We start from the raw sequence: 18552 nt of genomic DNA, 5'->3' as shown, positions 1-18552 counted from the left end.
AACTATCACGCCCCGTGAACAAGGGGTGCGACACCTTTGAATTCTCGATGAAATGGGCCTTGGTGTCATTGTCTCCCAATTCATCCCATGTTAACCCAATTGCCATCGGGGCGATGTGTTGGGTCGCCGACCGAGTTGGGACTGGCGGGGTTCGGCTTCAGTGTTTCTCTCGACGTTCGAGAAACAGCTCGACAGCAAGCGGCGCATCGTTGTGCCGCAGGAATTCCGCGCGGCTGTCTCGGGCATGTTCGACGGGATCTTCTGCTTCCCCGCCATCGAGGCCGACTGCCTGGAAGCTGGCGGAAAAGCCTTGTTCGACCGTTACTTGGGTGTGATCGAGGAGCTGCCGTTCGGCGATCCGACGCGCTCGGCCCTGGAGGTCAGCATCCTGGGCGGCATGTCCAAGCTGTCGTTTGATACAGCTGGTCGCATTACGCTGCCCGATCACCTGTGCGAAATGTGCGGTCTCACGGATTGGGTGACCGTCGTCGGTATGGGTGAGCGTTTTCAGATCTGGTCCCGCGAAGCCTTCCAGGCCCATCGCGCGGTCCAGCGTGATCTGGCCCGGGAAGGCCTGGCCGCCCTGCGCGCCCAGCAACGCACGGCCAAGCTGGGGAGCGCCTCGTGAGCGACGCCCCGCACATCTCGGTCCTGCTGGATGAAGTGGTCGAGGCCCTGGGCGCCAAGCCGGGCGAGACCATCATCGACGGCACCTTCGGCGCGGGCGGCTATACGCGCGCCATCCTGGCGACCGGCGCGAGCGTGGTCGGCTTCGACCGCGATCCCACCGTGCTGCGCTTCACCGAAGGCCTGCCGACCGACCGCTTCCGCCTGATCCAGGACCGCTTCTCGCAGATGGCCGAGCATTTCGCGCCGCGGTCGGTCGACGGCGTGGTGCTGGATATCGGCGTGTCGTCCATGCAGCTGGATGAGGCCGAGCGCGGCTTCTCGTTCATGCGCGACGGTCCGCTGGACATGCGGATGAGCGACAGCGGCCCGACCGCCGCCGACCTGGTCAACACGCTGGACCACACCGAGCTGGCCCGCATTCTCTATGTGTACGGCGAGGAGCACGCCTCGCGCCGCATCGCCAGCTTCATCATCCGTCGCCGCGAGGAACGCCTGTTCGAGCGCACCCTGGACCTGGCGGAAGTGATCGAGCGCGCTCTGGGTGGCCGCAAGGGCGCCAAGGTCCATCCGGCCACCCGCTCGTTCCAGGGGCTGCGCATCGCGGTCAATGACGAGCTGGGCGAGCTGGAAGCCGGTCTCGACGCCGCCGAGCGGATCCTGAAGCCGGGCGGGCGTCTGGCGGTGGTGACCTTCCACTCGCTGGAAGACCGCATCGTCAAGAATTACCTGGCCGAGCGGGCAGGGCGCACGCCGGGCGGCTCGCGCCACCTGCCGCAGGCGCCGACCGGCGCGCCGGCCAGCTTCCAGCTGATCGCCAACAAGGCCATCGCGCCGGGCGAGGCCGAGCTGGCCGTGAACCCGCGCGCGCGTTCGTCCAAGCTGCGCGCCGCCGTCCGCACCGAGGCTCCCGTCTGGGAGGCTCTGGCATGAGCGTCTCGGGCCTCTTCAATCGCCGGGTCCGGGGCTTCCGCATCGTGGAAGTCGCGGGCGTGGGCATCCTGCTGACCCTGTTCACCAGCGTCTATCTGGCCAAGACCTTCGCCGGTCGCGAGCTGCAGGAGATCGGCCGGATCGAGCAGGAGATCGGCAACGAGGGCGTCCGCAAGCGCCTGCTGGAAGCCGAGGTCGCCCACCTGGAGCAGCCGCGCCGCATCGAGCAGCTGGCGCTGATGATGCAGCTGAAGCCGATCGCGCCGGACCACGAGATCACCGAGGACGCCCTGATCGACGTGGCGCGCCGCCGCGAGCTGCCACGCGCCCCGATCTCGGCCGCGCCGGTCGGGCCCGAGGACCTGGCCGCCGATGGCCCCGAGGCGCTGCCGGACGACGCCAACCTGCCGCCTCCGCCGCCGCCGCCCCCGCCGCCCCAGATCCCGGCGGCGCCGCGATGAGCCTCTCCAACCTCGGGCCCGGTGGTTTCCAGTCGCCGTTCTGGCGGTGGCTGATCGAGCGCGTCTGGCGCCTGGAGCACGCCTTTGAGCGCTCGCGCGCCCAGGCCAAGCCCGAAGACGACACCCGCATCCGCATCTTCCTGGTCATGGGCTTCTTTGGCCTGTGCTTCGTCGGCGTGGGCCTGGGCGCGGGCTGGGCGGCGCTGTTCTCGAACGCCGGGCGCGGCAACGGCTACGCCCAGGGCGCCGAAGGCGCGCGTGGCGACCTGGTCGACCGCAACGGCAAGCTGCTGGCCGTCGACCTGGCCCACTACGCGCTCTATGTCGATCCGCGCGAGGTCTGGGACGCCAAGGAAGTGCGCCGAGCCCTGGGTAAGGCGCTGCCGCAGGTGCCGGCCAAGCGCCTGGACAAGGCCGTGTTCGGCGACCACCGCGCCTTCGTGCTGGGCGGTCTGACGCCCGACGAAAAGGACGCCATCTTCAATCTCGGTTTGCCCGGCATCTCGTTCGAGGAGCAGGAGCGGCGGATGTACCCGATGGGCCCGACGGCCGCGCACCTTGTTGGCTTCGTCGACAGCGGTGGCAAGGGCCTGGCCGGCGCCGAACGCGCCCTGGACGATCCGATCCGTAAAGCTGCTGGTGGAGAAGGCGGCCCGACCCAGCTGTCGATCGACGTGCGCGTGCAGGCGGCCCTCGAGGACGAACTGCGCAAGGCCACGGCCGATTTCACGCCCAAGGGCGCGGTGGGCTTGGTCACCAACGTCCACACCGGCGAAATCCTGGGCCTGGCCAGCTATCCCGACTACGACGCCAACAAGGCGGGCGAGGCCACCGACGACCAGCGCCTGAACCGCGCGGCCGCCTCGGTCTACGAGATGGGCTCGACCTTCAAGGCGTTCACCGTGGCGATCGGCCTGGACACCGGCGTGGCGACGCCGTCCTCGACCTTCGATGCGCGCGAGCCGTTCAAGCTGGGCTACCGCACCATCCATGACTACCACGCGGCCAAGGCCATCCTGACCCTGGTCGAGGTGTTCAAGCACTCGTCGAACATCGGCACGGCCATGCTGGCCGAGAAGATCGGCGGCGAGCGGCTGTCCAAGTACTTCACCGCTCTCGGCCTGACCAAGCCGGCCAAGGTCGAGCTGATGGAGTCGGCCCGTCCGCTGACCCCGCGCAAGTGGGACATGGACGCGGTGGCCTCGACCTCGTTCGGCCACGGCATGAACGTCAGCCCGCTGGCTCTGGCCCAGGCGATGGGCGCGCTGCTGAACGGCGGCGAGTCGATCCCGCTGACCATCCGCAAGCTGCCGCCGGGCGTGCGTCCGGAAGGCAAGCGGGTGATCTCCGAGAACACCTCCGCCGAGATGCTGAAGATAATGCGCGCCAACGTCATTCCGGGCGAAGGCGGCAGCGGCGGCAAGGCCGACGTGCCGGGCCTGTCGGTCGGCGGCAAGACCGGCACGGGCGAGAAGTACGACCCCTCGATCCGGGGCTATAATCACCAGCGTCAGGTCTCGTCGTTCGCGGCGGTGTTCCCGACCGACGGGCCGCTGGAGGCCGACCGCTACTTCGTGCTGATCCTGATGGATGAGCCGCATGGCAACGCCAAGTCGGCCGGCTTCTCGACCGGCGGCTGGGTCGGCGCGCCGCCGGCCGGCAAGGTGATCGAACGCATCGCGCCGTTCCTGGGCGTGCAACGCAAGACGCAGCTGGTGACCATCGCCAGCCCACCGAAGAACGCCGTACCGGAGGCGGGGCTATGACCAGACATCTGTCGGAACTGTTCAACCGTCCCTTCGCCAATGACCCGGTGATCGCCGGCGTCACCGCCGACAGCCGCAAGGTCACGGCCGGCTGGCTGTTCGCCGCCCTGCCGGGGACCAAGGTCGACGGCCGCGACTTCGCGCCGGGCGCGGTGGCCAAGGGCGCCGCCGCCGTGCTGGCCCCCGAGGGCGGGCTGGAAGGCCTGGGCGTGCCGGTGGTCCGTTCGGAAGACGCCCGTCGCGCCTACGCCCTGGCCTCGGCCGCCTTCTGGGGCAAGCAGCCGGCCATGTGCGTGGCCGTCACCGGCACCAACGGCAAGACCTCGGTCGCCGGCTTCGCCCGCCAGATCTTCGCCAAGCTGGGCCACAAGGCCGCCAGCATGGGCACCCTGGGCGTGGTGGTCAGCGAGAAGGGCCAGCCCGACCAGCAACTGACCCCGCCGGGCCTGACCACGCCGGACGCCGGCGACGTGGCCGAGATGGTCGCGCGCCTGGCCGAGATGGGCGTTACCCACCTGGCCCTGGAAGCCTCCTCGCACGGCGTCGACCAGCGCCGCGTCGATGGCGTCAAGCTGCGCGCCGCCGGCTTCACCAACTTCACCCAGGACCACCTCGACTATCACGGCTCGATGGAAGAGTACCGGGCCGCCAAGCTGCGCCTGTTCGACACCCTGACGCCGGGCGGCGCGACGGCGGTGCTGAACGCCGACAGCGAGGCCTTCCCCAACTTCGCCGCCGCCGCCGTCACCTCGGGCCAGAGCGTGTTCTCGGTGGGCGAGGACGGCCAGGGCCTGCGCCTGATCTCGCGCACCCCGACCCCGGCCGGCCAGGACATGGCGGTCGAGATCGACGACGTCGTCCACCACATCCAGCTGCCGCTGGCGGGCGCCTTCCAGGCCTCGAACGTGCTGGTCGCCGCCGGCCTGTGCATCGCCGCCGGCGAGGATCCCGTGCGCGTGCTGAAGGCCCTGGAGACCCTGGAAGGCGCCGCTGGCCGCCTGCAGCGTGTCGGTCGCGGCCCCAAGGGCGGCGAGGCCTATGTCGACTACGCCCATACGCCCGATGGTCTCGAGACCGTGCTGGAAGCCCTGCGCCCGCACACGCGCGGCAAGCTGATCGCCGTGTTCGGCGCCGGCGGCGACCGCGATCGTGGCAAGAGGCCCCTGATGGGCGCCATAGCCGCGCGCCTGGCCGACATCGCCATCGTCACCGATGACAACCCGCGTTCGGAAGAGCCCGCCTCGATCCGCGCCGCCATCCTGGAGGCCGCGCCGGGCGCCCGCGAGATCGGCGATCGCCGCGCCGCCATCCGCGCCGCCGTCCAGCTGATGGGCGAGGGCGACGTGCTGGTCATCGCCGGCAAGGGCCACGAGCAGGGGCAGATCGTCGCCGGCGTCGTCCACCCGTTCGACGACGTGGCCGAAACCCTGGAAGCGCTGGAGGGCGTGCATGCCTGAAGCCCTCTGGACCGCTGACGAGATCGCGCAAGCGGTCGGCGGCAAGGTCGCCGGCGACTTCGCCGTGACCGGCGTGTCGATCGACACCCGCTCGGTCGAGCCGGGCGACCTGTTCGTGCCGCTGGTCGGCGTGCGCGACGGCCATGACTTCGTCGCCCAGGCCGTGGCCAATGGCGCGACGGGCGTCCTGGCCGCCAAGGCGGTCGACGCCCCGGCCGTGATGGTCGAGGACACCTTCAAGGCTCTGGAACTGCTGGGTGTCGCCGCTCGCGAACGCGCGCCGCAGTGCAAGCGCGGGGCGGTGACCGGCTCGGTCGGCAAGACCAGCGTCACCCGCGCGGTCGAGGCCGGCCTGCGCCTGGCGGGCAAGGCCCACGCCTCGGTCAAGAGCTACAACAACCACATCGGCGTGCCCCTGACCTTGGCTCGTATGCCGCGCGACACGGAACGCGCCGTGTTCGAGATCGGCATGAACCACGCCGACGAGATCACCCCGCTCAGCCAGTTCGTCCGCCCGCACGCGGTGGCCATCACCACGGTCGGCCCTGTGCACCTGGAGAACTTCCCGAACGAAGAGGGCGTGGCGCTGGCCAAGGCCGAGATCTTCGCGGGATTGGAGCCCGGCGGCGTCGCCGTCCTCAACGCCGACAACAAGTGGTTCGAGCTGCTGCGCGCCGAGGCCGCCAAGGCCGGCGCCCTGGTCTGGAGCTTCGGCGAGGCGGCCGGCGCGACCGCGCGCCTCACGGGCTTCACCGTGGAAGGCGAGGGGGCCACGGTTTCGGTCGAGCTGCGCGGGGAGGCGATCAGCTTCCCGATCCGCCAGACCGGCGTCCACTGGGGCCCCAACAGCCTGTGCGTCCTGCTGATGCTGGAAGCCCTGGCCGTGCCGCGCGAGACGGCGCTGGCGGCCTTGGCCGCCTTCGCTCCGATCGAGGGCCGCGGAGCCGAGAAGACGGTCCATATCGACGGCGGCGCCTTCACCCTGGTGGACGAGAGCTACAACGCCAATCCGGTCTCGATGCAGGCCGCCTTGAAGACCCTGGGCGCGCGCAAGGTCGCCGGCCGACGGGTCGTCGTGCTGACCGACATGCTCGAACTGGGCGAGGGCAGCGCGGCGTTTCACGCCGAGCTTGCAGGCCCGATCGACCGTGCAAACGTTGACGTGGTTTTTCTCGCAGGCGTCCACATGAAATCGCTGTGGGAGCAGCTTCCGCCGACTCGGCGAGGCGGCTACGCGGAAGTTACTGAAAAGTTAACGGCGCAGCTGGCGGGGGCGATCCGTCCAGATGACGTGGTGATGGTGAAGGGGTCGAACGGCTCCAAGGCCGGGGTTCTCGCCCGGGCCCTGGCCGCGCTCGACCTTGGGGAACAGGGCTGATGCTGTACTTCCTGTATGAATGGCTGGCGCGCTCGCAAGAGCATGTCCCGGCGCTGAACCTGTTGAAATACCTGACCTTCCGGTCGGGCATGGCGATGCTGACCGCCTATATCGTCGCCGTGGCGATGGGCTCGCGCTTCATCCGCTGGATGAAGGCCAAGCAGGGCAAGGGCCAGCCGATCCGCACCGACGGCATCGCCCGTCACGTCACCGAGAAGGCCGGCACGCCCACCATGGGCGGCTTCATGATCCTGGCCGGTCTGTTCGTGGGCTCGCTGCTGTGGGCGGACCTGCGCAACATCCACGTCTGGGTCGTGCTGCTGATCACCGGCAGCTACGGGATCCTGGGCTTCATGGACGACTACGCCAAGGTCACCAAGCAGACCACGGCCGGCCTCTCCAGCGTGCAGAAGCTGGTCGCCCAGTTCGCGGTGGCCATCATCGCCGCCGTCATCCTGATCGTCTTCGCGCCCAAGTCGCCGATGACCCCGGGGATGGAGACCAGCGTGGTCTTCCCGATCTTCAAGGCGCTGGTGATCAATCTGGGCTGGTTCTACGTGGTGTTCGCGGCGGTCACGATCGCCGGCTTCTCCAACGCGGTGAACCTGACCGACGGCCTGGACGGCCTGGCCATCGTGCCGGTGATGTTCGCCGCCTCGACCTTCGGCCTGATCGCCTACCTGGTCGGCAACTACAAGTTCGCGGATTACCTCAACCTGCACTTCGCGCCGGGCGTAGGTGAACTGGCGGTGCTGTGTGGCGCCATCATCGGCGGGGGCATGGGCTTCCTCTGGTACAACGCGCCGCCGGCCAAGATCTTCATGGGCGATACCGGTTCGCTGGCCCTGGGCGGCGCGCTGGGCGCGATCGCCGTCTGCGCCAAGCACGAGCTCGTTTTGGGCATCGTCGGCGGCCTGTTCGTGGCCGAGGCGCTGAGCGTCATGATCCAGGTCGCCTACTTCAAGAAGACCGGCAAGCGGGTCTTCCTGATGGCGCCGATCCACCACCATTTCGAGAAGCTGGGCTGGGCTGAATCCACCGTCGTGATCCGCTTCTGGATCGTGGCGATGATGCTGTCCTTCGTCGGCCTCGCCACCCTGAAGCTGCGCTAGGAGCACCCGGAATATGATCCCCGTCCGCGGATTCGAGGACAAGACCGTCGCGGTGTTCGGCCTGGGCCGCACCGGACTGACGGCCGCGCGCGCCTTGATCGCGGGTGGGGCGAAGGTCGCCCTATGGGACGAGAAGCCGGAGAGCCGCGAAGCCGCGGCCGCCGAGGGCTTTCCCGTCGTCGACCTGCAGGCCGCCGACTGGAGCCAGTTCGCCGCCCTGATGCTGTCGCCGGGCGTGCCGCTGACCCATCCCAAGCCCCACTGGACCGTCGACAAGGCCAAGGCCGCCGGCGTCGAGATCCTGGGCGACGTCGAACTCTTCGCCCGCACGGTCAACGCCGCGCCGATCCACAAGCGTCCGAAGATCATCGCCATCACCGGCACCAACGGTAAGTCGACCACGACCGCCCTGATCGGCCACCTGTGCGCCTCGGCCGGTCGCGACACCCGCGTCGGCGGCAATATCGGCCAAGGGGTCCTCGGTCTTGAAGACATGCATGGCGGCGCGGTCTACGTGCTGGAACTGTCCTCCTATCAGCTGGACCTGACGTCGAGCCTGCACCCCGACGCGGTGGTGCTGCTGAACATCTCGCCCGACCACCTGGATCGTCACGGCGGCATGGACGGCTACATCGCCGCCAAGCGCCGGATCTTCCTGAACCAAGGCAAGGGCGATACCGCGATCATCGGCGTCGACGACGCCTGGTGCCAGCAGATCTGCACCGAGATCACCGCCGCCAACCGCCGCACCATCTGGCCGATCAGCGCCGGCAAGGCGATGGGCCGGGGCGTCTACGCCCTGCAAGGCGTGCTGTACGACGCCACCGGCGAACGCGTGGTCGAGGTCGCCGACCTGCTGCGCGCCCGCAGCCTGCCGGGCCGTCACAACTGGCAGAACGCCGCCGCCGCCTACGCCGCCGCGCGCGCCATCGGCATCTCGGTGTCGGACGCCGTCGACGGCCTGATGACCTTCCCGGGCCTGGCTCACCGGATGGAGACGGTCGGCAAGATCGGCAAGGTCCGCTTCGTCAACGACAGCAAGGCGACCAACGCCGACGCCGCCCGCCAGGCGATGTCGTCCTATCCCAAGTTCTACTGGATCGCCGGCGGCGTCGCCAAAGCCGGCGGCATCGACGACCTGAAGGACCTCTTCCCCCGCATCGCCACCGCCTATCTGATCGGCGAGGCCGCCAACGTCTTCGCCACCACCCTGGCCGGCAAGGCCGAGGTCAAGATGAGCGTGACCCTGGAGAAGGCCGTGCAACAGGCCTATGCCGACGCGGCGGCCAGCGGCGAGGAGGCGATTGTGCTGCTGTCGCCGGCGTGCGCATCGTTCGACCAGTTCAGCGACTTCGAGGCGCGGGGCGAGGCGTTCCGCGCGGCGGTGAACGGGCTGGTGGGCGGCAGTAAGGCGGCGGTGGCTTAGGCCACACGGCGCCGGTGTTATCGCCGTCCAATCCTCGGCTAGACGCGCAAGGCGTTTGCGATGGGATGCACCTGACTTGATCGAGCAATATGGATGGTCCGACCTGATGGCGCGGGCTTTCGAGCCTCACGCGCGGGCCGGCCACGCGCCTGGCCGCGTCGTCGTCCAGCAGCGAAGCGGATATCTGGTGGCCACCGACCAGGGCGAGCTTCGCGCGAAGCTCTCGGGCCGGGGGCGCCATGAGGCGCGCGAGGCCGGCCACCCCGCCGTGGGGGACTGGGTGGCCTTGTCGATGAACCTTGAGGAAGGCTCCGCCACCATCCACGCCATCCTGCCGCGCCGCACCGCCTTCGTGCGCCGGGCCGTGGACGGCGTGCAGACGCCGCAGGTCATCGCCGCCAATATCGACGTGGCTTTTATCGTCACCTCGATGAACGCCGACCTCAATCCTCGCCGTATCGAGCGCTATCTGGCCGCCGCCTGGCAAAGCGGCGCTCAGCCCGTCGTCGTGCTGACCAAGTCGGATCTCTGCGCCGACCCGCAGACCCAGGTCGCCGAGATCGAGGCATTGGCGGCCGGCTGTCCGGTTATCCTGGTGTCGGCGCGGCAGGGTCTGGGTCTGGACGCCTTGTCGGCCTATCTGACCGTGGGGCGGACCTGCGTGCTGATCGGCTCTTCCGGGGCGGGAAAGTCCACCTTGGTCAATGCTTTCCTGGGCGAGCAGCGCATGGCCGTGGGCGCGATCCGCGAGGCCGACGACCAAGGCCGCCACACCACCAGCCACCGCGAACTGATCCTGCTGCCCGGCGGTGGGCTGATCGTCGATACGCCCGGCATTCGGGAGGTTGGCCTGATCGAAGCGGACGAAGGCGTCGACACGGTGTTCGACGATATCGAGCAACTGGCCGAAACCTGCCGGTTCAACGATTGCGGTCACGGCGGCGAACCCGGCTGCGCGGTTCAGGACGCTCTGCGCAGCGGAGCGCTGGACCACAAGCGCTGGGACCACTTCCAGAAGCTCAAGCTCGAACTGGCCGCCGTGGAAGGAAAGGCCGAGCGCCAGGCCAAGGACGCGGAACGTCGCCGCCTCGGCGCACAGCAAAAAGCCTATCGCACAACAAAAAAGGACAGCCGCGGCGGCGACTGATCCTCGGCGACGCCGGGGCTCCCGCCGTTCTTGTAAGAAGTTTTTTCAGAATACGGGCCGCTTCCGCGAACGAACGGGTTAGGGAAGGGGACAGACCTGAAAGAGATCACCATGCCAGCCTTCACCATTGTCACCACCAGCGCGACCCAGGGCAGCGATGCGGCCGAAGTCAGCACACTGACGGCCGACTTCGGCGACAAGAGCGAAGCTCAGGGCTATTCGCGCCGGATGGCCGAGGAGATGATCGAAATGGCCCATCAGCTCTCGCTCGACTTCGACTACAGCAATGTCGGGCTCTATGCGGGCGACTTGATCGACGAGGACGTCGACCCGGCCCATCCCGCATTCGTCGGAGCGTGGGTGCTGGACGAGGAGGGCGCCGCCTTCGTTCCCGCCGACGAATTCCGGGAAGTCGCGACCGAGGCGTAGCGGCCGGGCGGGCCTCACCCCAGCGGCATGAACGCATCCACCTTGTCCAGCGCCGCCAGCGGAGACCGGATCGAGCACCTCAGCCCCTCGGTCCGGTAGTCCACCTCCACCGCGCCGCCCAGCTCGTTGGGCAACGCCGTCTCGACGATCCGCGAGCCGAAGCCGCGCTTCTCCGGCGGGCGCACCGCCGGGCCGCCGCGTTCGGCCCATTCGATGTAGAGCTCGTCGCCCGGCTGGATCGACCAGCGGATGTCGACATGGCCGTCGGCCGCCGAGAGGGCGCCGTATTTCAGGGCGTTGATGGCCAGTTCGTGGAAGGCCAGGGCCATGACCACCGCCGGCTTGGGCGAGACCTGCAGGTCGGTGCCGGTGATGGTCAGCTGGCTGGGATTGGCGCTGTAGGGCGCGACCGAGCCGTCGACGATCTGGCGCAGGCTGGCGGCGGACCAGTTGTGATCCGTGAGGACGTTGTGGGTGGCGGCGATGGCCATCAGCCGGCCTTCCAGGGCGTCGCGCACGTCCGAGCCGACGCCGGCGTTGCGCAGCGACTGCTTGGCGATCGACTGGACGGTGGCCAGGGTGTTTTTGACCCGGTGGTTCAGCTCGTTGACCAGCAGCTGGCGGTGGCTCTCGGCCAAGCGTTCGCCGGTGACGTCGCGCGAGGTGGCCAGTACGCGGGTGACGCGGCCGTTCTCCAGGATCGGCGAGACGGTGGTGTCCCACCAGCGCGGCGCGCCCTTGGCCGTGGGGCAGAACGCGCGGAAGGCCACGGCGTGGCCGGCCTGGGCGGTGCGCAGGGCCTGTTCGACGGCGTCGCGGCTTTCGGCCGGCCACATGTCGGGCCAGTAGCGCTGGCGATTGCGGCCGTCGAAATCCTCGATCTCGAACAGGCTCTTGCCCTGGGCGTTCATATATTCGACCGCGCCCTCGGGGCTGATCACCCGGATGCAGTCCTGACTGGCCTCGACCACGCTGAGGAAATAGACCCCTGCGCCTTCCAGCACGGTCTTGTCGGATCCCTCGTCAGCCACACATACGCCCCTACAACCCTGACCATGATCACCGGCTGGCCGGCGAATTCAAGCTGAGCCATTCGTGTTTCAGGGGAACAGCCTTCTAAGCACGAGTGTTCGAAGGGCGAAGGAGGCCCGAAGTCATGTCACAGGTCGTTTGCGTCGCATGCGGCGCCGGCAATCGCCTGCCGCAGGACCGCGATCCGCTGTCGGCCAAGTGCGGCAGCTGCAAGGAATCGCTGTTCACCGGCAAGCCGACCGCAGTGACCGGCGCCGATCTCGCCCGCCATCGTCGGATGACCAAGGGCGCGGCCCTGCTGCTGGACGTCTGGGCGCCGTGGTGCGGTCCCTGCCGGACCATGGCCCCGCATTTGGAGGCCGCCGCCCGTCAGCTGGAACCGACCGTGCGCCTGCTGAAGCTGGACTCGGAAGCCGAAGGCGCCGCCGCCGGGGCGCTGAACGTCAGCAGCATCCCGACGCTGATCCTGTTTAAGGATGGCGCGCCCGTCGCTCGCCAAGCCGGGGCGATGAGCACGGCCCAGATCGTCGCCTGGACGAAACAGGCCTTGGGCTAGTCGAACATCTCGGAGAGGTCCTCGAGCAGCTCCTTGCGCCAGGCCGGGAGGTTCGGGTCGGCGTGGACCGCCTGGAAGCGGTCGAAGGCCTGTTCGATGTCCTCGCCGTCGGCTTCCTCGACGGTCTCCAGAGCCTGCAGAGCCTCGTGGGCGACCTCGAAGTCGGCGGTCAAAACGAGCTCGACCAGCAGGCCGACATGGTCCGAGCAATCCAGATAACCCAGGGCATGGACCAGCGTGCCGCGCTTGTCGGCCAGGTCCGGGCGCTGGATCAGGCGGGCCAGCACGACGTCCAGCCCGGGTGTCTTCTGCTCGGCCAGCTTCAGCGCCAGGGTGTTGCGTTCGGCCGCGTCGGCGGTCGTTTCGAGCGTGCGGAGGTCGTCGGAGGCGGACATGAGCCTCTCCTACCTCGGATCGGGTCATCATCCACGCGCTTTTCGCCGCATGTCCACCGGCGTACAACAGCGCAGCAAGCTTTGATTAACCCTGCGGTCCGACTCTCCGGCCATGGCCTCCAACGCGACACATGCCTTCGCCCGCACCGACCGCACCGCGCTCGGCATCTGGTGGTGGACGACTGATCGCTGGTTGCTGGGCGCCACGGCGCTGCTGGTGACCTTAGGGATGCTGCTGTCGTTCGCCTCGAGCCCGGCCGCGGCCCAGCGGATCGGCATCGACGACCAGTTCCACTTCGCTATCCGCATGTGCTTCTTCGCCACCGCCTCGACGGTGGTCATGCTGACGGTGTCTATGCTGTCGCCCAAGGGCATCCGGCGGGCGGCGTTCTTCATCTACATCGCTGCGATCGCCATCATGATCGCCCTGCCGTTCATCGGCCACAACGCCAAGGGCGCCACCCGCTGGCTGCAGTTCGGCGGCTTCACCCTGCAACCGTCCGAATTCATGAAGCCGGCCCTGATCGTGCTGGTCTCGTGGATGTTCTCGGAAGGCCAGAAGGGCGAGGGCGTGCCCGGCGTCTCGATCGCCTTCCTGCTCTATTTCATTGCCGTGGCCCTGCTGCTGGTGCAGCCGGACGTGGGCCAAACCGTGCTGATCACCATCGCCTTCGGGGCCGCCTTCTGGATGGCCGGGGTGCCGATCTCGTGGATCATGGGCCTGGGCGCGGTCGCCTTGGCGGGGCTGGGCTCGACCTACTTCCTGTTCGACCACGTGCATGCCCGGGTGCAGAAGTTCCTCAGCCCCGACCAGGCCGACACTCACCAGATCACCCGCGCCGCCGAGGCCATCCGGGCCGGCGGCCTGTTCGGGCGCGGGCCGGGGGAGGGCGTCATGAAGCGTCACGTGCCCGACCTGCACACCGACTTCATCTATTCGGTGGCGGCCGAGGAATATGGCCTGATCTTCTCATGGGCCCTGATCGCGCTGTTCGCCTTCGTGGTGGTGCGCGGACTGTACAAGGCCATGAAGCTGAACGACCCCTTCGAGCAGGTCGCGGCGGCCGGTTTGTTCGTCCTGGTGGGCCAGCAGGCCATCATTAACATCGCCGTGAACTTGAACATGATCCCGACCAAGGGCATGACGCTCCCGTTCATCAGTTACGGGGGCTCCTCGATGCTCGCGATGGGTTTGACGCTGGGCATGGCCCTGGCCTTGGTGCGTAAGCGCCCCGGCGCCTACGGGGCGACGGGCGAGTTCAGCCTGGGCGGCGCGTTCGCCTGATATGAGCAAGCTGGCAGTCGTCGCCGCCGGGGGAACCGGCGGCCATATGTTCCCCGCCCAGGCGCTCGCTGAAGCCCTGTCCGCGCGCGGCTGGCGCGTCGTGCTGGCCACGGACGACCGTGGCGCCATGTACGCCGACAAGTTCCCGGCCGAAGAGCGCCTGGCCCTGTCGGCCGCCACGGCCAAGTCCAACGACCCGCTGGGCATGATCAAGGCCGGCTTCGTGGTCATGCAGGGCGTCATGGAGGCCCGCGCGGCCTTCAAGCGTCTGGACCCGGCGGTCGTGGTCGGCTTCGGCGGCTATCCCGCTCTGCCGGCCCTGCTGGGCGCGCTCAGCCAGAAGCGCCCGACGGTGATCCACGAGCAGAACGCGGTTCTAGGCCGCGTGAACCGCTTCCTGGCGCCGCGCGTCGACGAGGTCGCGTGCGCCTTCCCGACGCTGCAGATGGCCAAGCCCGCCGTGAAGGCCCGCGCCCATGTCGTCGGCAACCCCGTGCGCCCGCCGGTGCGCGCGCTCTACGACGTGCCCTACATCGCTCCGGAAGTGCAGCTGCGCATCCTGGTGACCGGCGGCAGCCAGGGCGCGCGCCTGCTGTCCGAACTGATCCCCGAAGCGATCGCCAAGCTGCCGGAAGACATCCGTGGCCGCCTGAAGGTGTTCCAGCAGGCTCGCGCCGAGAGCATGGAAGGCGCCCGCAAGACCTATCGCAACGCCATGGTCGACTGCGAGGTCGCGCCGTTCTTCCGCGATATGGCCGGCTATCTGCGCCAGGCCCACCTGGTCGTCGGCCGCTCGGGCGCCTCGACCTGCACGGAACTGGCCGTCGCCGGCCGGCCCTCGATCCTGGTGCCGCTGAAGATCGCCGCCGACGACCACCAGCGCTTCAACGCCAAGCTCCTGGAAGAGGCGGGTGGCGCGGCCGTGTGCCTGGAAGACGAGCTGACGGTGGACGCCATGGCCGGCGCCCTGAACGCCCTGCTCAAGAACCCCGAACGCCTGGCGCGCATGGCCGAAGGCGCGCGGAGCGTGGCCACGCCGGACGCGGCGGAGAAGCTGGCGGACCTGGTGGAGCGGACGGCGCGCTAGCGGCCTTCCGCCCCCAGCTGGCGCAGGAAGCTGCGATAGTCCGTGCGCACGAACTCCTCGATCAACCTGCCCTCGGCGTCGAAGCGGAAGATGTTGATCAAGTCCCAAGTGACCCGCGCGCCGTTGGGTGGCAGCGGGCCGGCGGGCGACATCGTGAAGTCGCGGACGAAAGTCCCTTCGATCCAGGTCTGGCAGGCGACCGTATCGCCGTTGACGACGATGATGCCGCGCCGAATGGTCCGGTCGTCGAAGGCCGCGCGGATCGACTCGAAATAGGCGTTCAGCCCCGCATAGTCGGTCTCGAAGCCATCCGGTCCGTGGAAGTGGAAAGTCTCGGTGTCGAAATAGCTGGCGATCTCGTCGGCCGGCGCGCCGGCGACCTCGGCCTCGCCGGCCTTGACCAGACGGTCGATCAAGATTTCGCGGGACAGGGCCATGCCGACAGAGCGCGCCAGGCGCTCTGCGGTTGCGCGGGCTCAGGGCTCCGCGCCGGTCTCGATCAGCGGTCGCCCGATCGTCACAGCGTCCTCAACGCTGGTCGGCGCCGCAACCTTGGCAAACGGCCGCCAGCCGTCGCACACCACTTTCGCCACCGCCTCGTCGGCGCTGCCCGCCGGTAGGGGCGCGGCCGGGCGCAGGTCGCCGGTCACCGGGCCCTCGCGGCCGCCGGCGCGGATGCTGCCAAAGCCCGCGTGGGCGATGGTGCGGGCGTCGCAGTCGATGACTTCGTGGCGCCAGCCGCCCCAGAACTCTTCGGCGCCGGCCTTGAAGCCGCCTTCGGTGACCTGGAGCACGCGGAGCTTGGCGGTCCGGCCCTCCCACCGAACGCTGCCCATGTCCACGAACACGGCGAAGCGGCCGACATCGGCCAGGCGCAGTTCAAGCTGGGCCTGAGCCGCTGCGGGCGATACGCACACGCACAGAGCCAGGAGGGCGTTTCCCGCCGCGCGGAATTGGTCTAATCGGCTTTTCATGATCCAGCGTCGACGCCCCGTCCCCTTCGAACTCGGCCCCGTGCACTTCATCGGCATCGGCGGCATAGGCATGTCCGGCATCGCCGAGATCATGCTGCGTATCGGCTACACCGTTCAGGGCAGCGACGCCAAGGCCAGCGCCAATACCGAGCGGTTGGAAAAGCTGGGCGCGCGCATCTTCATCGGCCAGGACGCGGCCAATGTCGAAGGCGCGTCGGCGATCGTCTATTCGACCGCCATCAAGGCCGACAATGTCGAGATGGCCGCCGGCCGCGACAAGCGCCTGCCGCTGGTGCGCCGCGCCGAAATGCTGGCCGAGCTGATGCGCCTGCAGTTCTCGGTCGCCGTCGGCGGCACGCACGGCAAGACCACCACCACCTCGATGGTCGCGGCCCTGCTGGACGCCGGCGACCTGGACCCGACCGTTGTCAACGGCGGCATCATCAACGCCTATGGCACCAACGCGAAAGTGGGCGAGGGCGACTGGATCGTCGTCGAGGCCGACGAGAGCGACGGCAGCTTCCTGAAGCTGAAGTCCACCGTGGCCATCGTCACCAATATCGACGCCGAGCACCTGGACCACTGGGGCGACTTCGACGCGGTGAAGAAGGGCTTCCAGGACTTCATCCAGAACATCCCGTTCTACGGCTTCGCGGCCGTCTGCACCGACCACCCGGAAGTCCAGGCCCTGACCTCGCGGATCGAGAACCGCCGCCTGGTGACCTACGGCACCAATCCGCAGGCCGAGGTCCGGGTCTCCAACATCGAGATGGGTCCCGAGGGCGCCAAGTTCGACATCGTGGTGTCGCCGCTGAACGGCGAGCAGGTCCGCTATGACGGCCTGAAGATGCCGATGGCCGGCCACCACAACGTGCTGAACGCCACCGCCGCCGTGGCCGTGGCCCGCGAGTTGGGCATCGACGCCGCCGCCATCGCCAAGGGCCTGGCCGGCTTTGGCGGGGTCAAGCGCCGCTTCACCACCACGGGCGTCGCCAACGGCATCCGGGTCGTCGACGACTACGGCCACCACCCGGTCGAGATCGCCGCCGTGCTGAAGGCCGCCCGCGCGGTCACGCAAGGCAAGGTCATCGCCGTGGTCCAGCCGCACCGCTACACGCGCCTGCGCGACCTGATGACCGAGTTCAGCAGCTGCTTCAACGACGCCGACACGGTGATCGTCGCCGACGTCTATACGGCCGGCGAGCAGCCGATCGAGGGCGTTGACCGCGACCACCTGGTCGAAGGCCTCAAGAAGTTCGGCCACCGCCGCGCTCTGCCGCTGGAAAGCCCCGCGGCCCTGCCGGAGCTGATCGCGGCCGAGGCTGCCAGCGGCGACCTGGTCGTGCTGCTGGGCGCGGGCGACATCACCTCGTGGTCCTATGCTCTGCCCGGTCAGCTGGAAGCTCTCGCTAAATGAGCTGGAAGACCGATCTCCCCGCCGTCCGGGGCAAGCTGCTGATCGACGAGGCCCTGGCGCCGTTCACCTGGTTCCGGGTCGGCGGCCCGGCCGACGTGGTGTTCCTGCCGGCCGACGAGCAGGACCTGTCCGATTTCCTGAAGGCGCTGGATCCGGCCGTGCCGGTCCTGGCCATCGGCGTCGGCTCGAACCTGCTGGTCCGCGACGCCGGCGTCGACGGCGTGATCATCCGCCTGGGCAAGGGCTTCAACACCGTCGAGGCCCTGGGCGACAACCGCATCAAGGCCGGCAGCGCCGTGCCCGACGCCATCCTGGCCCGCAAGGCGGCCGAGGCCGGCATCGCGGGGCTGGAGTTCTATGCCGGCATCCCCGGCACGATCGGCGGCGCGGTGATCATGAACGCCGGCTGCTATGGCTCCGAGACCGTCAATGTCATCCAGTCCGCGCGGGTGATGAACCGTGCTGGCGAGGTGTCCGAGATCTCGGGCGAAGGCTTCGACTACACCTATCGCCACAGCGCGCTGATGGGCGCGGACCTGATCGTGCTGGACGCGATCTATGAAGGGACCGCCGACGAACCCGAGGCGATCAAGGCCCGCATGGCCGAGATCACCAGCCGCCGCGAGACCACCCAGCCGATCCGCGAAAAGACCGGCGGCTCGACCTTCAAGAACCCGCCGGGCCACTCGTCGTGGAAGCTGGTCGACGAGGCCGGCTGGCGCGGCAAGCCGTATGGCGGGGCGATGTTCTCGCCGCTGCACAGCAACTTCCTGATCAATACGGGGGAGGCGACCGCCGCCGACCTGGAAGGTCTGGGCGAGGCCGTGCGGGCCGACGTGCTGGAAAAGACCGGCGTGCAGCTGGACTGGGAGATCAAGCGGATCGGGCGATCGGTTTAAGACCCTCTCCCCAGGGGAGAGGTGTCGCCCAAGGCGACGGAGAGGGAAGGGGCCGGCTCGGCAGCACTTCCCCCTCCGGTCGCTCCGCGACCACCTCCCCCGCTAGGGGGAGGATCTTTTAGGCATCGCCATCCCGCGCTCCATTGCTGACTCCCCATGTCAGGAACCGGT

General features: G+C 68.6%; 19 protein-coding genes. 15 read left to right on the top strand and 4 right to left on the bottom strand.

The features are described from left to right. Positions 1 to 160: 160 nt before the first annotated feature. The 10 genes from AC1RRR_RS24520 (at position 161) to AC1RRR_RS24475 (ending at position 10736) form a co-directional block, all read left to right on the top strand. Positions 161 to 628 (top strand): division/cell wall cluster transcriptional repressor MraZ, encoded by a 468-nt coding sequence (locus AC1RRR_RS24520; RefSeq protein ID WP_492817035.1) that lies wholly within the window; start codon positions 161 to 163, stop codon positions 626 to 628. Next, a complete protein-coding gene (gene rsmH, locus AC1RRR_RS24515) occupies positions 625 to 1560 on the top strand; it encodes a 16S rRNA (cytosine(1402)-N(4))-methyltransferase RsmH (protein WP_492817033.1) in 936 nt (311 codons plus the stop codon). Before AC1RRR_RS24520 ends, rsmH begins: the two co-directional genes overlap by 4 nt. Beyond that, positions 1557 to 2021, top strand: a complete 465-nt coding sequence (ftsL, locus tag AC1RRR_RS24510) for a cell division protein FtsL (RefSeq protein WP_454714728.1) — start codon at positions 1557 to 1559, stop codon at positions 2019 to 2021. The genes rsmH and ftsL overlap by 4 nt, the downstream gene beginning before the upstream one ends. Then, positions 2018 to 3787 carry a peptidoglycan D,D-transpeptidase FtsI family protein gene (locus AC1RRR_RS24505; protein WP_492817030.1) on the top strand — a complete coding sequence of 590 codons (1770 nt, stop codon included), beginning with the start codon at positions 2018 to 2020 and terminating at the stop codon, positions 3785 to 3787. The genes ftsL and AC1RRR_RS24505 overlap by 4 nt, the downstream gene beginning before the upstream one ends. After that, a complete protein-coding gene (locus AC1RRR_RS24500) occupies positions 3784 to 5244 on the top strand; it encodes a UDP-N-acetylmuramoyl-L-alanyl-D-glutamate--2,6-diaminopimelate ligase (RefSeq protein ID WP_492817028.1) in 1461 nt (486 codons plus the stop codon). Before AC1RRR_RS24505 ends, AC1RRR_RS24500 begins: the two co-directional genes overlap by 4 nt. After that, positions 5237 to 6622 (top strand): UDP-N-acetylmuramoyl-tripeptide--D-alanyl-D-alanine ligase, encoded by a 1386-nt coding sequence (locus tag AC1RRR_RS24495; protein WP_492817026.1) that lies wholly within the window; start codon positions 5237 to 5239, stop codon positions 6620 to 6622. The genes AC1RRR_RS24500 and AC1RRR_RS24495 overlap by 8 nt, the downstream gene beginning before the upstream one ends. After that, positions 6622 to 7734, top strand: coding sequence for a phospho-N-acetylmuramoyl-pentapeptide-transferase (gene mraY, locus AC1RRR_RS24490; protein WP_454714733.1), 1113 nt, complete (start codon positions 6622 to 6624; stop codon positions 7732 to 7734). Before AC1RRR_RS24495 ends, mraY begins: the two co-directional genes overlap by 1 nt. Positions 7735 to 7747: 13 nt before the next feature. Then, complete coding sequence (murD, locus tag AC1RRR_RS24485) at positions 7748 to 9160, top strand: UDP-N-acetylmuramoyl-L-alanine--D-glutamate ligase (RefSeq protein ID WP_492817023.1); 1413 nt, start codon at positions 7748 to 7750, stop codon at positions 9158 to 9160. Between the two features lie 76 nt (positions 9161 to 9236). After that, entirely contained in the window at positions 9237 to 10307 is a 1071-nt protein-coding gene (rsgA, locus tag AC1RRR_RS24480) for a ribosome small subunit-dependent GTPase A (RefSeq protein ID WP_492817021.1), read from the top strand. Positions 10308 to 10418: 111 nt separating this feature from the next. Then, complete coding sequence (locus AC1RRR_RS24475) at positions 10419 to 10736, top strand: hypothetical protein (RefSeq protein ID WP_492817019.1); 318 nt, start codon at positions 10419 to 10421, stop codon at positions 10734 to 10736. Positions 10737 to 10750: 14 nt separating this feature from the next. Here the strand turns inward: AC1RRR_RS24475 and AC1RRR_RS24470 are convergent, their stop codons facing one another. Then, positions 10751 to 11767 (bottom strand): sensor histidine kinase, encoded by a 1017-nt coding sequence (locus AC1RRR_RS24470; protein WP_492817017.1) that lies wholly within the window; start codon positions 11765 to 11767, stop codon positions 10751 to 10753. Between the two features lie 125 nt (positions 11768 to 11892). Here AC1RRR_RS24470 and AC1RRR_RS24465 point away from each other — a divergent pair, with 125 nt between their 5' ends. After that, positions 11893 to 12324 (top strand): thioredoxin domain-containing protein, encoded by a 432-nt coding sequence (locus tag AC1RRR_RS24465; protein ID WP_492817015.1) that lies wholly within the window; start codon positions 11893 to 11895, stop codon positions 12322 to 12324. Here the strand turns inward: AC1RRR_RS24465 and AC1RRR_RS24460 are convergent. Continuing rightward, complete coding sequence (locus AC1RRR_RS24460) at positions 12321 to 12719, bottom strand: hypothetical protein (RefSeq protein WP_492817013.1); 399 nt, start codon at positions 12717 to 12719, stop codon at positions 12321 to 12323. The genes AC1RRR_RS24465 and AC1RRR_RS24460 overlap by 4 nt on opposite strands. A 112-nt stretch (positions 12720 to 12831) precedes the next feature. Here AC1RRR_RS24460 and ftsW point away from each other — a divergent pair, with 112 nt between their 5' ends. Both ftsW and murG read left to right on the top strand, forming a co-directional pair. Next, positions 12832 to 14004 (top strand): putative lipid II flippase FtsW, encoded by a 1173-nt coding sequence (gene ftsW, locus AC1RRR_RS24455; protein WP_492817011.1) that lies wholly within the window; start codon positions 12832 to 12834, stop codon positions 14002 to 14004. 1 nt (position 14005) lies between these two features. Beyond that, entirely contained in the window at positions 14006 to 15091 is a 1086-nt protein-coding gene (gene murG / locus AC1RRR_RS24450) for an undecaprenyldiphospho-muramoylpentapeptide beta-N-acetylglucosaminyltransferase (protein ID WP_492817009.1), read from the top strand. On the opposite strand, the gene AC1RRR_RS24445 is transcribed toward murG, so the two are convergent. Both AC1RRR_RS24445 and AC1RRR_RS24440 read right to left on the bottom strand, forming a co-directional pair. After that, positions 15088 to 15528 (bottom strand): ester cyclase, encoded by a 441-nt coding sequence (locus tag AC1RRR_RS24445; RefSeq protein WP_492817007.1) that lies wholly within the window; start codon positions 15526 to 15528, stop codon positions 15088 to 15090. The genes murG and AC1RRR_RS24445 overlap by 4 nt on opposite strands. A 39-nt stretch (positions 15529 to 15567) precedes the next feature. Beyond that, on the bottom strand, positions 15568 to 16065 hold the full coding sequence (locus AC1RRR_RS24440) for a hypothetical protein (RefSeq protein WP_492817005.1): 498 nt from the start codon (positions 16063 to 16065) through the stop codon (positions 15568 to 15570). Between AC1RRR_RS24440 and murC the strand changes: the two genes are divergently transcribed. Further along, positions 16064 to 17482: a UDP-N-acetylmuramate--L-alanine ligase gene (gene murC / locus AC1RRR_RS24435; protein WP_492817003.1), complete on the top strand. Its 1419-nt coding sequence runs from the start codon at positions 16064 to 16066 to the stop codon at positions 17480 to 17482. The genes AC1RRR_RS24440 and murC overlap by 2 nt on opposite strands. Continuing rightward, entirely contained in the window at positions 17479 to 18381 is a 903-nt protein-coding gene (murB, locus tag AC1RRR_RS24430) for a UDP-N-acetylmuramate dehydrogenase (protein WP_492817001.1), read from the top strand. Before murC ends, murB begins: the two co-directional genes overlap by 4 nt. Positions 18382 to 18552: the final 171 nt, after the last annotated feature.

It is taken from the genome of Caulobacter sp. GW821-FHT12D05, assembly GCF_058807295.1.
The sequence above is the reverse complement of the archived record's forward strand: the minus strand, read 5'-3'. Positions and strand labels throughout refer to the sequence as shown.

Excerpts from the sequence above, each read along its gene's own strand:
- ftsL (WP_454714728.1), top strand. The coding sequence starts at position 1,557 with ATGAGCGTCTCGGGCCTCTTCAATCGCCGGGTCCGGGGCTTCCGCATC.
- AC1RRR_RS24505 (WP_492817030.1), top strand. The coding sequence starts at position 2,018 with ATGAGCCTCTCCAACCTCGGGCCCGGTGGTTTCCAGTCGCCGTTCTGG.
- AC1RRR_RS24460 (WP_492817013.1), bottom strand. The coding sequence starts at position 12,719 with ATGTCCGCCTCCGACGACCTCCGCACGCTCGAAACGACCGCCGACGCG.
- murD (WP_492817023.1), top strand. The coding sequence starts at position 7,748 with ATGATCCCCGTCCGCGGATTCGAGGACAAGACCGTCGCGGTGTTCGGC.
- AC1RRR_RS24495 (WP_492817026.1), top strand. The coding sequence starts at position 5,237 with ATGCCTGAAGCCCTCTGGACCGCTGACGAGATCGCGCAAGCGGTCGGC.
- murB (WP_492817001.1), top strand. The coding sequence starts at position 17,479 with ATGAGCTGGAAGACCGATCTCCCCGCCGTCCGGGGCAAGCTGCTGATC.
- ftsW (WP_492817011.1), top strand. The coding sequence starts at position 12,832 with ATGGCCTCCAACGCGACACATGCCTTCGCCCGCACCGACCGCACCGCG.
- murG (WP_492817009.1), top strand. The coding sequence starts at position 14,006 with ATGAGCAAGCTGGCAGTCGTCGCCGCCGGGGGAACCGGCGGCCATATG.
- AC1RRR_RS24440 (WP_492817005.1), bottom strand. The coding sequence starts at position 16,065 with ATGAAAAGCCGATTAGACCAATTCCGCGCGGCGGGAAACGCCCTCCTG.
- mraY (WP_454714733.1), top strand. The coding sequence starts at position 6,622 with ATGCTGTACTTCCTGTATGAATGGCTGGCGCGCTCGCAAGAGCATGTC.
- AC1RRR_RS24500 (WP_492817028.1), top strand. The coding sequence starts at position 3,784 with ATGACCAGACATCTGTCGGAACTGTTCAACCGTCCCTTCGCCAATGAC.
- murC (WP_492817003.1), top strand. The coding sequence starts at position 16,064 with ATGATCCAGCGTCGACGCCCCGTCCCCTTCGAACTCGGCCCCGTGCAC.
- AC1RRR_RS24465 (WP_492817015.1), top strand. The coding sequence starts at position 11,893 with ATGTCACAGGTCGTTTGCGTCGCATGCGGCGCCGGCAATCGCCTGCCG.
- AC1RRR_RS24475 (WP_492817019.1), top strand. The coding sequence starts at position 10,419 with ATGCCAGCCTTCACCATTGTCACCACCAGCGCGACCCAGGGCAGCGAT.
- AC1RRR_RS24445 (WP_492817007.1), bottom strand. The coding sequence starts at position 15,528 with ATGGCCCTGTCCCGCGAAATCTTGATCGACCGTCTGGTCAAGGCCGGC.